This is a genomic window from Bradyrhizobium sp. i1.15.2, from assembly GCF_040548425.1.
In the GTDB taxonomy this organism is placed as follows: Bacteria; Pseudomonadota; Alphaproteobacteria; order Rhizobiales; family Xanthobacteraceae; genus Bradyrhizobium; species Bradyrhizobium canariense.
Genome location: NZ_JBEPRQ010000004.1, coordinates 199,736 through 215,366, shown reverse-complemented (window position 1 = coordinate 215,366; position 15,631 = coordinate 199,736). Strand labels below are relative to the sequence as shown.

Here is a 15,631-nt window from a genome sequence, read left to right as displayed (position 1 = left end):
TTGTTGGGCACGAGAGTGTGTTGTCAGGCGCGATTGCCTATCGCCCGCTCAAACGCCAAAATGCCGCCAACCGCTCCCCAAAAACTCGTCGGAGGACATCATGGGAACCGCCATCACCTTCAAGCGCCCGGACGGCAAGGACGCATCGGGCTATCTCGCCAATGCCGCGCGCGGCAACGCGCCGGGCGTGGTGGTCATCCAAGAATGGTGGGGCCTGTCGGACCAGATCAAGGGCCTGTGCGACCGCTTCGCGCTGGCCGGGTTCGATGCGCTCGCGCCCGATCTCTACAGGGGCAAGGTGGTGCCGTATCACGACACGGACGCGGCCGGCAAAGAGATGAACTCGCTCGATTTCATGGACGCCACCACGCAGACGGTGCGCGGCGCCACGCAATATCTGTCGCGCAACGGCGCCAAGGTGGGCCTGACCGGCTTCTGCCTCGGCGGCGCCGTCACCATCATCGGCGCGGTGCATGTGCCGGAGCTCGCCGCCGGCGTGGTGTTCTACGGCATCCCGCCAGAGCAGGCGGCCAAGCCCGCCGACGTCAAGATCCCGCTCCAGGCCCATTTCGCCAACAAGGACGATTGGTGCACGCCGGAACTGGTCAATGGCTTCGAAAAGGCCATGAAGGCCGCCGGCAAGTCGCTGGAGCTGTTCCGCTATGACGCCGAGCACGCCTTCGTCAACGAGCAGCGCCAGGCCGTGCACGACCGCGAAGCCGCCGAGCTGGCCTGGGGCCGGGCGACGGAGTTTTTCCGCAAGCATCTGGGGTAGGTTGGGCGCCAATCGCGCTACAATTTCGGTGTCGTCCCGGCGAAGGCCGGGACCCATAACCACAACACTTTGTGGTCGGGGCGAGCTGCCACTGCGAGTCTTCGCCAAACTCAATTTTGTGGCTATGGGTCCCGGCCTTCGCCCGGACGACGGTGGAGATTGACATCACTGCCGGGCTACGGCGCAGGGGCCTACCCTTGACGCCGTCCCCGCGCCATGATGAGTATCCGTCCATGAGCACCGCCGTCCGCCCATCCCGTCTTTGGTGGCGCACCTCCTGAGAGGTGGCCGGTGCGATTTATTCTCCCAAAATCGTCTGAGGTCGCCCACGCAGTGCGGCGGCCTGATCGTTTGTCCTGTGTGGCGTTCCCTCGACAAGTTTCGTAAGAGGACCCCATGAACAGGACCGTCTTTGCCCTTCCGGCTCGAAGCGACTATGTGACCCGCGCGGGGCTTGCGATCACGCGCGTGGCGGAACAGTTTTCCGGCGGCGCCAACCGGCTCGACGATCTCGTCAACCTGCTCGACCGCCGCCGCGGCGTGGTGCTGTCCTCGGGTACGACCGTGCCCGGCCGCTACGAAAGCTTTGACCTCGGCTTCTCCGATCCGCCGCTCAAGCTCGAGACCACTGGCGTCAATTTCAAGCTGGAAGCGCTGAACGCGCGCGGGGAGGTCCTGATCGCCTTCCTCGCCGACGTCTTGCGCGAACCCTGCGTCGTGATCTCCGAGAAGACGCCCACGCGCCTTGCCGGTCATATCATCCGCGGCGAAGCCCCGATCGACGAAGATCAGCGCACGCGGCGCGCCAGCGTGATGTCGCTGGTGCGCGATCTCGTCGCCGCTTTCTCCGCCAATGACGACGGGGTGCTGGGTCTGTTCGGCGCCTTTGCCTACGACCTCGTGTTCCAGATCGAGGACCTCGTGCAGAAGCGCGCACGCGAGGCCGACCAACGCGACATCGTGCTCTACGTCCCCGACCGGCTGCTCGCCTATGACCGCGCCACCGGCCGCGGCGTCGTGCTCACTTACGATTTCGCGTGGAAGGGCAAGTCCACCGCGGGCCTGCCCCACGAGACCGCCGAGAGCCCCTACCTCAAGACACCGCGCCAGGGTTTTGCCGATCACGCGCCCGGCGAATATCAGGCTACGGTCGAGACCGCGCGCGCTGCCTTTGCACGTGGCGATCTGTTCGAGGCGGTGCCGGGGCAACTCTTTGCCGAGCCCTGCGACCGCTCGCCGGCAGAAGTGTTCCAGCGGCTCTGCGTCATCAACCCGTCGCCTTACGGCGCGCTGATGAATCTCGGCGAGGGCGAATTTCTCGTCTCGGCCTCACCGGAAATGTTCGTGCGCTCGGACGGACGCCGGGTCGAGACCTGCCCGATCTCGGGGACGATCGCGCGCGGTACCGATGCGATCGGCGATGCCGAGCAGATCCGCCAGCTCCTGAACTCCGAGAAGGACGAGTTCGAGCTCAACATGTGCACCGACGTCGACCGCAACGACAAGGCGCGCGTCTGCGTCCCCGGCACGATCAAGGTGCTGGCACGCCGGCAGATCGAGACCTATTCAAAACTCTTCCACACGGTCGACCATGTCGAAGGCATGCTGCGTCCCGGCTTCGATGCGCTCGATGCGTTCCTCACCCATGCCTGGGCCGTCACCGTCACCGGCGCGCCAAAGCTCTGGGCGATGCAGTTCGTCGAGGATCACGAGCGCTCGCCGCGCCGCTGGTATGCCGGCGCGATCGGGGCGGTGAATTTCGACGGCAGCATCAACACCGGCCTCACCATCCGCACCATCCGGATGAAGGAAGGCCTCGCGGAAGTGCGTGTCGGTGCCACCTGTTTGTTCGACTCCGATCCCGCCGCCGAGGACCGCGAATGCCAGGTCAAGGCCGCGGCCCTGTTCCAGGCGCTGCGCGGCGATCCGCCGAAGCCGCTGTCGGCCTTCGCGCCCGATGCCACCGGAAGCGGCAAGCGGGTACTGCTGATCGACCATGACGACAGCTTTGTGCATATGCTGGCCGATTACTTCCGCCAGGTCGGCGCCGACGTCACCGTGGTCCGCCATGTGCATGCGCTCGACATGCTCAAGCAGAAGCGGTGGGATTTGCTCGTGCTGTCGCCCGGCCCCGGTAGGCCCGAGGATTTCGGGATCAAGAAGACCATCGACGCAGCGCTGGAGAACAAGCTGCCGGTGTTCGGGGTCTGCCTCGGCGTCCAGGCGATCGGCGAGTATTTCGGCGGCGAGCTCGGGCAGCTCACGCATCCCGCCCACGGCCGGCCCTCGCGGGTGCAGGTGCGCGGCGGGCGGCTGATGCGCAATCTGCCGAACGAGATCGTGATCGGCCGCTATCACTCGCTTTATGTCGAGCGTGACAGCATGCCGGAGGTGCTATCCGTCACCGCCAGCACCGAGGACGGCGTCGCCATGGCGCTCGAGCACAAGACCCTGCCGGTCGCCGGCGTGCAATTCCATCCGGAATCGCTGATGTCGCTGAGCGGCGAGGTGGGCTTACGAATTGTCGAGAACGCGTTCCGCCTGGATGCGCGCGCTGATTGAGAGGCACCATGACTTTTGACCACGATCTGAAGGCGAGCGTCCGCACCATCCCGGACTACCCGAAACCCGGGATCTTGTTCCGCGACATCACCACGCTGCTCGCGGATGCGCGTGCGTTCCGCCGCGCGGTCGACGAACTCGTCAATCCCTGGGCTGGCAACAAGATCGACAAGGTCGCCGGCATGGAAGCGCGCGGCTTCATCATAGGCGGCGCCGTGGCGCACCAGGTTTCGGCCGGCTTCGTGCCGATCCGGAAAAAAGGCAAGCTGCCGCACACCACCGTGCGGATCGCTTACTCCCTCGAATACGGCATCGACGAGATGGAGATGCATGTCGACGCGATCCAGCCCGGCGAACGCGTGATCCTGGTCGACGACCTCATCGCCACCGGCGGCACCGCGGAAGGCGCGGTGAAGCTGCTGCGTCAGATCGGCGCCAATGTGGTCGCCGCCTGCTTCATCATCGACCTGCCGGACCTCGGCGGCGCCGCCAAGCTGCGCGCGATGGACGTGCCGGTGCGCACGCTGATGACGTTCGAGGGGCACTGAGCCAGGACGCCGAGGAGTATCGCCCGGGTAAATTATCGCCTAGGACCGTTGCAGGATCAGGCTGAGCTCCAGCTCGCGGAAGGCGAGATAGTTCCGCCGGGTCCACTGGTGCAGCTCGGTCGAGGCATCCTTCTCCTGGCGCAGATAGCCGGTGAAGGAGAAGTTCAGCCGGCCGATATAGGTCTTGAGAAAGCCGGGCAGCGCAGGCAGGCGGAATACCCGTCCGGCAGCCATCGCCGCCGGCAGCTCGCCGCGTATGATGTGCTCGTTGTCCACCGTGATCAGGTTAATCCGCGGGATCTGTTCGCGCAGCATCTCGTGGGCGCGGGCCGAGACGCGGTCGGTGTCGGCGACGAACAGGATCATCGGCGCGACGTGGCGGCGCGCCGCCTCTTTCAACAGGCCGATCTCCTCGGTCATCTTGAAGAACTCGTCAAAGGCGTGGAAGCCGAGGTCGATCACCTTGGCAACCCCGTCATCGACGATGACGCGATCCATCAGCTGCATCTTGCCGTAGGTGTCGATCACGTCGGCGGTCTCCGTGATCGTTGGCAGATAGTCGAGCAGCGACGGCTCCTTCAGGTTGACGTCGAAGGCCACGACGTTGCCGTTCTTGAGCAGCAAAAATTCGCTCAAAAGCCGCGCCAGCAGGGTCTTGCCGACCTGCGGGCGGGGCGAGCAAATGATGTAGAGGGGCGTCGCGGGCATCGATAGCTATATCAGTCGAACTCGGCGACCAATCCAGCCGTATCCGCCCGGCTTGCGCAACTATTTTTCGCTGTTGCGGGTCGTGGGCTTGGAGCCGACAATGTCGGTCAGCCGGATCCGGTCGAATTCGCTCCAGACGTTCGCCAGCCAATGCCGGACATAGCCGCGCAGCACGAACGAATAGTTCGCGGCCTCGTCGTTGATACCCTTGTTGGCGACGAATTTCAGGAACGGAACGGAAGACACCTCGACCTGCTCATAGGCCATTTCGTTGAGCTTGGGGATGGTTAGCTCGGTCGCATCCTTGATGCGGTGGAAGTAGGAATTATAGGTCGCCTGGTCCCACTGGAAGAACTGGGTGTCGTTGATGAAGTTCTTCACCAGGAAGTATTTGGCGCCGGTCATGAAGCCCGCGGTCTCGGCGATTTCGTCCAGAGAGGCGATCGAGGGTCCGAGGATGTGGAACACGGCAAAGGTGATCTGGCCGGCCTTGGCGGCATCGAGGAAACCGATGTCGCGCAAGGAGGCGAGCGCCGGCGAGAGCAGGCCGGCGCGGACGTCGATCACGGTGACCGACGGGCTCGTGGCGTTGAGCGTATCGAAGATCTTCATCTGATCCGACGTCGTCGTCATGTCGACGATCTCGGTGATGTCGGGGTGGAAGCGCTTCAGGGTTCCGCGCGGTGACTCTGTGTCGAAGGCGCGCGTCGGCACGTTGTTGGCGGAAAAATAATCGAGCAGGGTGCGCGATACCGTGGTCTTGCCGACCCCGCCCTTGTCCGCGCCCACCACAACCACTGCCGGCTTTGCCATTGCTGTCCCCTAACGCGCGCCCCCGATCGCGAGGTCGCAATCGGACGGGCCCCAAATCGATGTCGCAAAGATGTCCCAAGTCTGCTGTTGGGCGCGAACATGGCAGAAACAAGGGAGAATTCAATTCCGCAGGCCCCAGTTACGGCAATTCCCGAGGTTTTTCCCAATCGCGATCAATCCTTCCGCGCATGGCGTCAAATCGCGCTCAATGGCGGCCCCAAGGACCCATAGGATTTCCCAAGGGATTGCTTACCCGATTGCCTATTGGGTTGCTGCTGGCGGTTCCGGGTGCGGGCACGGGCGGCGGACTGGCCGTGCCGCCTGCGTCGTTCCAGGGACCCTGGCGCAGCGGCGGTGGGGTGTTCTGGCGGTCGGCTTGCGTGTCTGGCTCCTCGCCCTCGTAGGCGGGAGGCGGCAGCGGGCCAGGATCACGGCCGCCGGCGAACTTGACCAGCGCGTCCACCCGGGACTGCACCGAGGGGTGGGTCGCGAATAAATCGGCGAAGCCCTCGCGCGGATTGTCGACGCAGAGCTCCATCACCGCCGAGGTTGCGCCCGGCAGCTCGCCGCGGTTCTCGATCTTGCGCAGGGCCGAGATCATGGCGTCCGGGTTTTTCGTCAGCTCAACGGAGCCCGCGTCCGCGAGATATTCCCGCGAGCGCGATAGCGCGAGCTTCACCACCTGCGACAACAGCCAGGCCACCACGATCAGCACGACCGCGATGATGATCACGATCACCGCGCCGCCGCCCGAACTCTTGCTGTCGCTCGACGACGAGGACGATCGTGAGGACGAGGAGGAGCCCGACGACCACGAGCCGCCGGAGCCGGAGCTCCAGCTGAAATTCGTGAACAGGCGGAAGAACAATTCGCCGAAGAACCCGACCACGCCCGCGATGATGACAGCGACCACCATGAGCTGCACGTCGCCGTTCTTGATATGGGTCAGCTCGTGACCCAGCACCGCCTCGATCTCCTTGTCGTCCAACGCATTGAGGAGACCGGTGGTGACGGTGATCGAATATTGCCGCGGGTTGAGGCCGGTCGCGAACGCGTTCAGCGCCGGGCTCTCCATGATCTTCAGCTTCGGCATCGTGATGCCGCGCGAGATGCAGAGATTTTCGAGCAGATTATAGAGCCGCGGCTCTTCCTGCCGGGTGACGTCGTGGCCGCCGGTCACCGCATCGATCATCGACTGGTGGAAGAAATAGGCGATCACGATCCAGGCCGCTGCCACGACGGTCGCAACCGGAGCGGCCACTTTCAGGTCATAGAAGGCACGGCTCAGATAATAGACGACGGTCTCGTCGCCATTGATGACGACTTCAGCGATCAGCGCGCCGGCATAGACCAGCACATAGACCAGCGCGAACAGGCCGGCGAGCAGCAGCATCGAACGAAACTTGTTCGAGGCGATGTGCGTGTAGAGACCATACGCGGCCATGACGCGCCTTCCTCAATGTCCGTCGTTCCGGGGCGCGCCGAAGGCGTGAACCCGGAACCTCGAGATTCCCTGGTGCGCAAGCGCGCACCATGGTTCGTCGCCTTGCGACGCCCCGGAATGACGAAGAAAAACGATGGACATGTCAGGCAATCAGAACTTCACCTGCGGCGTGGCTTCGACCTCGGAGCGGCTGGCACCAAGATCGAAGAAGTCCTTTTTGGTGAAGCCGAACATGCCGGCGAACAGAGCGGCGGGCATCTGCTGGATGCCGGTGTTGTATTCCTGGACCGCGCTGTTGAAGAAGCGGCGGCTGGCCGCGATCTTGTTCTCGAGGTCGGACAGCTCGCTGGCGAGCTGCTGGAAATTGGCGTTGGCCTTGAGGTCGGGATAGGCCTCCGACAGCGCGATCAGCCGGCCGAGCGCGCCCGAGAGCTGGTTCTCGGCCGCGGACACCTGCGCCGGTCCCTGCGCCGACATCGCCGAATTGCGCGCCTTGATGACGTCGTCGAGCGTGCCGCGCTCATGCGAGGCATAGCCCTTCACCGTCTCGACCAGGTTCGGGATCAGATCGTGACGCTGCTTGAGCTGCACGTCGATGTCGGCAAAGGCCTGGCCGACGCGCTGGCCCAGCGCCACCAGCCGGTTGTAGGCGGCGAAGGCAAAGAACACGAGGACGACGATAACGCCGAGGACGATCCAGCCGGTCGACATGGAGAACTCCTGAAGGGGGAAGAAGGCGAGCGCTAGGGTAGACCAAATTGGCGCGGAGCGAGAGCCCCGGCGCAGAGGGAAGGTAGGATTTGGTCGGATGAGGGACCATCCGAGTTCAAGGTGAAAGAGCCGGAGGAGGTTAACTTTCGGACATGGCGGCATCACCCCAGCGCCACCGCCTTGCGTCCGCATAGGCGGCCTTGTCCCGCCGGGGGACCTTGGCGAGTTCGACACCGTCCTCCGTGCAGAGCTTTGCAGCGATCTCGGCCTTGCCGACATCCGGCGGCGCCAGCACGCGCGCGGCGCGGGCTGCGGGCGGCGTGCGGGTCAGCGCCACATAGATGAATCGCTCGTCCTCGAACGGCACCTCGGCGCCCTTGATCTGGCGGTGAGCCTGCGAGCGCGGCAGGCGCTGTGAGAAATGGCACCAGTCGGGCGCCGTCAGCGGACACGGCTTTTCGTGCGGGCAGGGTGCGGCGACATAGGCGCCCGCCGCGATCAGTTGCTGGCGCAAAGCGAGGATGCGGGCGTAGCCGGCGGGCGTGCCAGGCTCGATCACGACCAGCGCGCGGCGCGCTTTCGCCCACATCGTTTCCGCGAGCTTGCGTTGATCGCGCTCACTGAGCTCGCCAATGACATAACTCGCGACCAGGAGATCGGCTGGCGAGACCTCGGCGAGGTTCGCGCCGGCATCGCCCGGCAGATAGCGGCAATCCGCCAGACGCGTGCTGTCGCGCGCCAGTTCGAGCGCGAGACGGCTGAGCGTGGCGTTGACGTCGAGCAGGGTGAAATCCTGCAGCGAGGAGAACGCCTCCGCCGCGGCCCAGCTCGCGGTGCCCGGACCTGCGCCGACGTCGAGCAGCGTTTCCGGAGCGAGGTCAGTTACGATCTCGGTCAGCGCATTCAGACTGGCCGCCACCGCCGCGTAGGTCGCCGGCATGCGCGCGAGCGCATAGGCGAGCGCGTCGGCATCCGACTTGATCGTGCCGGAGCCGCCGCCTGTGCGGTAGGTGGTCGAGATTCTCTGCGATCGCTGCGCTGCGTCGGTGCGCGAGAACCCCTGGAGCTTGCCGTCGAGGGCGGCCTTTAGCTCAGCGGGAAGCGTGGGCGAGATCATCTTAATTCGCCGTCATTCCGGGGCGCGCGTAGCGCGAATCCGGAATCTTGAAATGGTGACGCGAGATTCCGGGTTCGATGCTGCGCATCGCCCCGGAATGACGGCCAAAAAATCACGCCACGTTCTGGTCGAGAATGTCCACCGCCTCTTGCAGGTTCACCGACACCAGCTGCGAGACGCCGCGTTCGGCCATGGTGACGCCGAACAGGCGGTTCATCCGCGCCATCGTGATCGGGTTGTGCGTGATGATGATGAAGCGCGTGTCGGTCGAGGCGGTCATCTCGTGCAACAGGTTGCAATAGCGCTCGACGTTGTGGTCGTCGAGCGGCGCGTCGACTTCGTCCAGCACGCAGATCGGCGAAGGGTTGGTGAGGAACACCGCGAAGATCAGCGCCATCGCGGTCAGCGCCTGCTCACCGCCGGAGAGCAGCGACAGCGTCTGTGGCTTCTTGCCCGGCGGCTTGGCGATGATTTCGAGGCCCGCTTCGAGAGGATCATCGCTCTCGATCAAATGCAGCGCGGCTTCGCCGCCACCGAACAGCTCGACGAACAGGCGCTTGAAGTGGTTGTTGACGACCTCGAACGACGTCAGCAGCCGCTCGCGCGCCTCCTTGTTGAGGCTCTGGATACCCTGGCGCAGCCGCTTGATGGCCTCGACGAGATCGTCGCGCTCGGTGACCAGACCGTTGTGCTGGGTCTCGACCTCGCGCAGCTCTTCCTCGGCGCGCAAATTGACCGCACCCAGGCGCTCGCGATCGCGGCGCATTTTTTCGAGGTCTTCCTCGATGTCGTGCAGCGGCGGCAACTCCGTGCCGGGTTCGATCTCGGCGAGGCCGGCAACGGCCTGCGGTTCGACTTCCAGCATGTCGCGGATTTCGCGCTCGATGTCCTCGAGCCGGCGACGCGCACCTTCCATGCGCTCCTCGGCGCGGGCGGTGGCCTCGCGGGAGCTTGAGAGTGCCTCGAGCGTCAGCTTCGCGACGCGATCGGTTTCGGCCATCGCGGTTTCCGCGCTGGCGAGCGCATCGGCGGCCATGCGGCGGTCGTTTTCGGCATATTCGATCTCGGTGATCACCGCGCTACGCTTCTCCGCGAACACGGCCGGCGCGTTCTCGAGATCGCTGCGCTCGATCGAGACTTCGGCGATGCGCGCCTGGATGGTGTCGATGTGGGAGGTCGCGCTCTCCTTTCGGTTCTGCCACTCGGTGCGTTCGGCGAGGATCGCCTGCACGCGGCGGTCGGCCAGCTCGGCTTCGCGCGCCAACGCCTGTGCCTCGGCGCGGACCTGGGCGGCCATGCGGCGATGGCCTTCGATGTCGCTGCGGACGGCGGCGAGACGGGTTTCGGTGTCCTCGCTCGACGGCAGCTCGGAGATCCCGGCTTCGGCGTATTCGTAGGCGGCTTCGGCCTCGGCACGGTCGGCGGCCAGACGGCTGTGCGCTTCCGACAGCGTCGCCTTGCGCGCGGCGTGGCGGCTGATCTCGCGCTCGACCGTGGCATGGCGCTCGCGCGCGACGTTGAGCTCGCGCTGTGCGGCGCGCCAGGCTTCGCGGCTCGCACCTTCGGTGCTGGCGGCCATCTGCAGCTCGGCCTCGGCGTTCTCCAGCGCCTGACGCTTGATCTGCGCGTCGATGCGGGCCTGCTCCAGTTCGTTCTCGATGTCGATGAGGCGGGCGCGCTCGGCGAGCCGCCGTGCTGCGCCGGTCGGCGCGTGGGCGGCTGCGACAAAGCCATCCCAGCGCCAGACGTCGCCTTCGGGCGAGACCAGCCGCTGGCCGGTCTTGAGCTGCGAGACCAGTTCGGCGCCGCGCTCGCGCGGCACCACGCCGATCTGCGCCAGGCGGCGGGTCAGCTCGGCCGGGGCTTGCACGTGGCTGGCGAGCGGCACGACGCCTTCGGGCAGTTCCGGATCGCCGTCGGTGACGCCGGCATTGGTCCAGCGCATCGGCGCGGACGGATCGACCGGGGCGTCGAGATCGTCGCCGAGGGCTGCGCCGATCGCCTTTTCGAATCCCTTGTCGACGGTGATGCCGTCGATGATCGGCGGCCACAGATTCTTGGTCTCGCCGTTGAGGATCTTGGAGATCGTGCGCGCCTCGGTATCGAGCCGCTGCACGCGCTTGTCGGCTTCGACGAGCGGCGAGCGCGAGGATTCCAGCGTCTGCCGCGCGGCGACATGCGCGGCTTCGCTGGCCTGAGCCGCGGCTTCCGAGGCCGCCAGCGTCTGCTCGGCGTTCTCGACGGTCGCGGTCAGCTCGTCGAGATCGCCGAAGCCGCCGGTCGCCTCGGTGAGCTTCTGCTCTTCCGCCGCGACGTTCGAAATCTCCTGATCGAGCCGGGCGAGCTTGTCGCGGTGGGTGCGAACGTTGGCTTCGAGCTGATTGCGCTTGGCGGTGAGGTCGGCGAGCGCGGTGGTGAGCTCGGCGAACTGCTGCTCGGTTTCGGTCAACACCGCCTCGGCTTCGGCGACACGCTCGTCGACGCCGGAGCGCTTCTCGACGCGCGACTTGATCTCTTCCTTCAGCTCGGCATCTTCGGCGTCGAGGCGCTGCAGCGCGACGTCGGCGTCCATGGTCTGCTGCTGGGCACGCGAGATATCGCCTTCGAACTGTGCGAGGCGCCGCTCGAGCTCCGCGACGCGCTCCTTGGCGCGCTCTTCCTCGCGATCGAGCAGCTCGCGGGCGTTGGTGAGGCGCTGCAGCCCGGCTGCCGCGCGCGCTTCCGCATCGCGCAGCGCCGGCATTTCGGCGGCGCGGATCGCCTGGATGCGGGCGGCCTCGGCCTGGTGCTGGGTCCGCTCGGCCATCTCGCGGACCGCGAGATCGTGGGTGTGGCCGGATTCGTTGACGTCGGCATGGGCGCCGATCCAGCGCAGGTGGAACAGGGTTGCTTCGGCCTTGCGGACCTTGGCCGCAACTTCGCGATAGCGCACGGCCTGGCGGGCCTGCTTCTTCAGGCCTTCCATTTGCCCCGCCAGCTGGCCGATCACGTCCTCGACGCGGGTGAGGTTGGTTTCGGCCGCCTTGAGCCGCAGCTCGGCTTCGTGGCGGCGGGCGTGCAGGCCGGCGACGCCGGCGGCGTCTTCCAGCACGCGGCGGCGTTGCTCGGGCTTGGCCTGAATGATCTCGCCGATCTTGCCCTGGTGGACCAGGGCTGGCGAGCGCGCGCCGGTGGCGGCGTCGGCGAACAGAATCTGCACGTCGCGGGCGCGCACGTCGCGGCCGTTGATGCGGTAGACCGAACCTGCCTCGCGCTCGATACGGCGGGAAATTTCCAGAAGCTGGCTGTCGTTCATCGCCGCCGGCGCGGTGCGATCGGAATTGTCGATCGTCATCGTCACTTCGGCGTGGTTGCGCGCGGGACGATTGCCGGAGCCGGCGAAGATCACCGCGTCCATGTCGGCGGCGCGCAACGACTTGTAGGAGGTCTCGCCCATCGCCCAGCGCAGCGCCTCGACGAGATTCGACTTGCCGCAGCCGTTGGGGCCGACCACGCCGGTCAGGCCGGGCTCGATGACGAAGTCGGTGGCCTCAACAAAGGACTTGAAGCCGTGAAGGCGCAGGCGGGTGATTTTCATAAGCACGCATCTCTGTTGGCAGGCGCGAATCCCCCTGCCGGGACAATACCATGGAAGGCAATGTCGCTATCCGGGCGAGTCGCGCGAGGCGCCTCATGCGGCTGGACAATGGCCGCGGTGCGCTGCGAGGGCAACCGGCGAAAGCCGCTTTTCCAAGGGATTTATGCCGGGAAAGATACGGCTATCGAGATGCGAATCAGGGATTGTGCCGTGCGAATCAGCTCTTCAGCAGCGGATTGATCTTCTTGGCGAATTCCTCGAACGAGGTCTCGCCCTTGATCTTCTCGCCGTTGATGAAGAACGTCGGCGTCGAATCGACCTTCAGAACGTCGCTGGCATATTTCTGGTCGGCGGCGATCTTGTCGAGCAGCGCCTGGTCCTTCAGACAGGCCTCGACCTGCTGCTGGGTGAGGCCGGCTTGCTTGCCGATCCGCGTCAGGGTCTCCGTGGTGTTCTTCGCCACCCAGTCGTTCTGCTGGCGGAACAGCATGTCAGTGACCGCAAAGTATTTCGGTGCGTCGCCATTGGCGATGCAGCGTGACAGCATCGAGCCGGCGGCGGCTTTGATGTCGAGCGGGAACTCGCGGAAGATGTAACGGACCTTGCCGGTGTCGATGTATTCCGACTTGATCTTGGGAAACACCTGCTCATTGAAAGCCGCGCAATGCGGGCAGGTCATCGAGGCGTATTCGGTGATGGTGACCGCGGCGTCCTTCGGGCCCAGCGCCATGTCGGGCAGTGACACCGGCTTGGCGACGTCGCCAGCGGCCTGCGCGATAGCTTCCGAGATGAACCGCAGCGGCGAGAACCCGGCGAGCGCGGCAAGCCCGGTCAGCGACAGCATCGAGGTGAAGGCGCGGCGGGTGATGATCAAGGTCGGCTCCCGGATTGGCGTGGTCTCGCCCGAAATTCCCATTCAGACGGCCTGTCGCTAGCTTGAAACGTCGTTTGAGGCAATGGCGAGCGGCAAGGACAGGTCCAGTTTGGCCGCCGAATAAGGCTCAATTTCGCTTGATAGCGGCCCCCAGGCGCGCCAGCGCCGACTTCAATTGTTCATCTTCGATGTCGCCCAGGCGCTCAGCCACCTCGGCCACCGATTTGGCGTCCGGCGGGGCGGGCCGGGTTGGCCGCCGGGCGCGCGACAGTGGAGCCTGGCGGAAGGCCAGCTTGCCGACCGCGCTCCAGCCGAAGAAGCGGTTGACCCGCTGCAGGATCACATCGGCGGAGTGCTGGATCTCCAGCGCCATCGGCCCCTCGACCCGCAGCACCAGCGTGGCCGGCTCCTGCGGCTGACCCTCGACCGGCCGCGGCCATTGCATCTTGAGCGGCTCGGCATGGGCCGCGATCTCCGGTCCGGCAATCTGCGCCCACCGCGTCACCAGCTCGCGCGCGGCAAAACCCTGCTTGGCATAGGCCTCGGCGAAGACGTCGTTGAGCAGGAGCGACAGCGGCTTGGCGCTGATAGGACCGGGTTTGATGGGGCGAAGCTTGGACATGGGACCTTATAGCACTCCGGCGCGTCGGCCACAGGCTCTTCGCCGCGAAGAAAAACGTGGACGCCCGCGACCAGCGTGGGCACGACGTGGAGAGATCGGTGCATTGCCGTTACAGTGCGAACATGAGCCCCAAATCCGCCCTCAGGGCGAAATCGGAACCAGTTCCGCCGCAGACCTCGTCGCGCCCGCTCGCGCTGCTCGATTGGTACGACCGCCACCGCCGCCGCTTACCCTGGCGCGCTGCGCCCGGCGAGGCATCTGACCCTTACCGCGTCTGGCTGTCCGAGATCATGCTGCAGCAGACCACGGTGAAGGCGGTCGGGCCCTATTTCGAAAAATTCGTCGCGCGCTGGCCTGATGTCACCGCGCTCGGACGGGCCTCGCAGGACGACGTGCTGCGGATGTGGGCCGGGCTCGGCTATTATTCTCGCGCCCGTAATCTCCATGCCTGCGCGGTCGCGGTGATGCGCGAGCATGGCGGCACCTTTCCCGACACCGAACTGGGCCTGCGCGCGCTGCCGGGCATCGGGCCCTATACAGCGGCAGCGATCGCGGCGATCGCGTTCGACCGCCGCACCATGCCGGTCGACGGCAATATCGAGCGCGTGGTCTCGCGGCTCTTTGCTGTTGAAGAAGAACTTCCGCAGGCCAAACCGCGGATCCAGCACTTGGCTGCGACGCTGCTCGCCGACTCCCGCGCCGGTGATAGCGCGCAGGCGCTGATGGATCTGGGTGCCTCGATCTGCACGCCGAAAAAGCCAGCCTGCTCGCTATGCCCACTCAACGAGGACTGCACGGCGCGCACGCTGGGAACGCAGGATACGTTTCCGCGCAAGGCGCCGAAGAAGAGCGGCGCGCTACGGCGCGGCGCCGCTTTCGTTGTCACGCGCGGCGACGAGCTTCTCGTCCGCAGCCGTCCCGAAAAGGGTCTGCTCGGCGGCATGACCGAGGTACCGGGATCGGATTGGCTGGCCGAGCAGGACGATGCCAAGGCAAAACAGCAGGCGCCCGAGCTGAAGGGGCTGTCGCGCTGGCAACGCAAGGTCGGCGTGGTCACCCACGTCTTCACGCATTTCCCGCTGGAACTGGTGGTCTACACGGCCAAGGTGGAAGCGCGCACGCGGGCACCGGCAGGCATGCGCTGGGTGCCGATCGCCACGCTCCCCGACGAAGCATTGCCCAACGTCATGCGTAAGGTGATTGCGCATGGATTGGACCCCTAGCAGCCCATCCTGCTGACAACATGCTGGCAGCAGCCCTGCGTTAGCTGTGATCGGCAACGGAGGCTCGCATGGTCAAGACCGCGCTCGACAACTTTCCCAGGCCGCCTTGTGCCGAGCTATTGGGGTGGCGTCTGCTCGATGCCCGTCCCGGGGAAGGCTGGATCAAGCTCGCGTTTGACGGCAAGCCGGAGTTCTGCAATCCGGCCGGCTTCATCCAGGGCGGCATGCTCTCGGCCATGCTCGACGACACGATGGGCCCCGCCGTGCTGGTGATGAGCGAAGGCCGGCTCTACACCACCACCATCAGCATGACCGTGAATTTCCTGGCGCCCGCAAAGCCCGGACCGATCATCGGTGAGGCCAAGGTGACGCAGCTCGGCAAGACGATTGCGTTCGTCGAGGCAAAGCTGATGGCGGAAGACGGAACAGTGCTGGCGACGGCAAGCGCGAGCGAGCGGCTGCTCGAAGCGGCGAGGGTGGTGGGCAAATAGTCTAGCCGCGTAGGCGCTACCCCTTCTCCCCTTGCGGGAGAAGCTGGCGCGAAGCGCCGGATGAGGGGTATCTCTCGGCGAGGTCAAGTTGTCAGAGATGCGCTCGCGGAGACAGACCCCTCACCTGAGTGAGTCCGCGTCTACCGGCATCGCTGCCCTCTCTCAC

The 15,631-nt window shown here is 65.5% G+C and carries 13 protein-coding genes; 5 read left to right on the top strand and 8 right to left on the bottom strand.

Features of this window, described 5'->3' with window-relative positions; translation table 11 throughout:
- The first annotated feature begins 100 nt into the window (after window positions 1–100).
- The 3 genes from ABIB80_RS10860 to ABIB80_RS10850 all read left to right on the top strand — a co-directional run bounded on the left by ABIB80_RS10860 (window position 101) and on the right by ABIB80_RS10850 (window position 3,885).
- Window positions 101–775: a dienelactone hydrolase family protein gene (locus ABIB80_RS10860; RefSeq protein WP_007595039.1), complete on the top strand. Its 675-nt coding sequence runs from the start codon at window positions 101–103 to the stop codon at window positions 773–775.
- A 396-nt stretch (window positions 776–1,171) separates the two neighbouring features.
- A complete protein-coding gene (locus ABIB80_RS10855) occupies window positions 1,172–3,337 on the top strand; it encodes an anthranilate synthase component I (protein ID WP_007595037.1) in 2,166 nt (721 codons plus the stop codon).
- An 8-nt stretch (window positions 3,338–3,345) separates the two neighbouring features.
- Entirely contained in the window at window positions 3,346–3,885 is a 540-nt protein-coding gene (locus ABIB80_RS10850) for an adenine phosphoribosyltransferase (protein ID WP_007595035.1), read from the top strand.
- A 39-nt stretch (window positions 3,886–3,924) separates the two neighbouring features.
- Here the strand turns inward: ABIB80_RS10850 and ABIB80_RS10845 are convergent, their stop codons facing one another.
- The 8 genes from ABIB80_RS10845 to ABIB80_RS10810 all read right to left on the bottom strand — a co-directional run bounded on the left by ABIB80_RS10845 (window position 3,925) and on the right by ABIB80_RS10810 (window position 13,751).
- Window positions 3,925–4,593, bottom strand: coding sequence for a hypothetical protein (locus tag ABIB80_RS10845; RefSeq protein ID WP_007595033.1), 669 nt, complete (start codon window positions 4,591–4,593; stop codon window positions 3,925–3,927).
- A gap of 60 nt (window positions 4,594–4,653) precedes the next feature.
- Entirely contained in the window at window positions 4,654–5,406 is a 753-nt protein-coding gene (locus tag ABIB80_RS10840; RefSeq protein ID WP_007595031.1) for a P-loop NTPase family protein, read from the bottom strand.
- Window positions 5,407–5,611: 205 nt separating this feature from the next.
- Window positions 5,612–6,850, bottom strand: coding sequence for a M48 family metallopeptidase (locus ABIB80_RS10835; protein ID WP_007595029.1), 1,239 nt, complete (start codon window positions 6,848–6,850; stop codon window positions 5,612–5,614).
- A 150-nt stretch (window positions 6,851–7,000) separates the two neighbouring features.
- The gene (locus tag ABIB80_RS10830) at window positions 7,001–7,561 is read right to left on the bottom strand and encodes a LemA family protein (protein ID WP_007595027.1); all 561 of its coding nucleotides are present in this window, start codon (window positions 7,559–7,561) and stop codon (window positions 7,001–7,003) included.
- A 139-nt stretch (window positions 7,562–7,700) separates the two neighbouring features.
- Window positions 7,701–8,678, bottom strand: a complete 978-nt coding sequence (locus ABIB80_RS10825) for a small ribosomal subunit Rsm22 family protein (protein ID WP_354127381.1) — start codon at window positions 8,676–8,678, stop codon at window positions 7,701–7,703.
- A 112-nt stretch (window positions 8,679–8,790) separates the two neighbouring features.
- Window positions 8,791–12,255: a chromosome segregation protein SMC gene (smc, locus tag ABIB80_RS10820; protein WP_354127380.1), complete on the bottom strand. Its 3,465-nt coding sequence runs from the start codon at window positions 12,253–12,255 to the stop codon at window positions 8,791–8,793.
- 217 nt (window positions 12,256–12,472) lie between these two features.
- Window positions 12,473–13,129, bottom strand: coding sequence for a DsbA family protein (locus tag ABIB80_RS10815; RefSeq protein ID WP_035995178.1), 657 nt, complete (start codon window positions 13,127–13,129; stop codon window positions 12,473–12,475).
- A 127-nt stretch (window positions 13,130–13,256) separates the two neighbouring features.
- A complete protein-coding gene (locus ABIB80_RS10810; protein ID WP_007595017.1) occupies window positions 13,257–13,751 on the bottom strand; it encodes a DUF721 domain-containing protein in 495 nt (164 codons plus the stop codon).
- A 122-nt stretch (window positions 13,752–13,873) separates the two neighbouring features.
- Here ABIB80_RS10810 and mutY point away from each other — a divergent pair, with 122 nt between their 5' ends.
- Together mutY and ABIB80_RS10800 are read left to right on the top strand one after the other, a co-directional pair.
- Entirely contained in the window at window positions 13,874–14,974 is a 1,101-nt protein-coding gene (gene mutY / locus ABIB80_RS10805) for an A/G-specific adenine glycosylase (protein ID WP_035993278.1), read from the top strand.
- Window positions 14,975–15,042: 68 nt separating this feature from the next.
- Window positions 15,043–15,465 carry a PaaI family thioesterase gene (locus ABIB80_RS10800; protein ID WP_354127379.1) on the top strand — a complete coding sequence of 141 codons (423 nt, stop codon included), beginning with the start codon at window positions 15,043–15,045 and terminating at the stop codon, window positions 15,463–15,465.
- Window positions 15,466–15,631 lie beyond the last annotated feature (166 nt).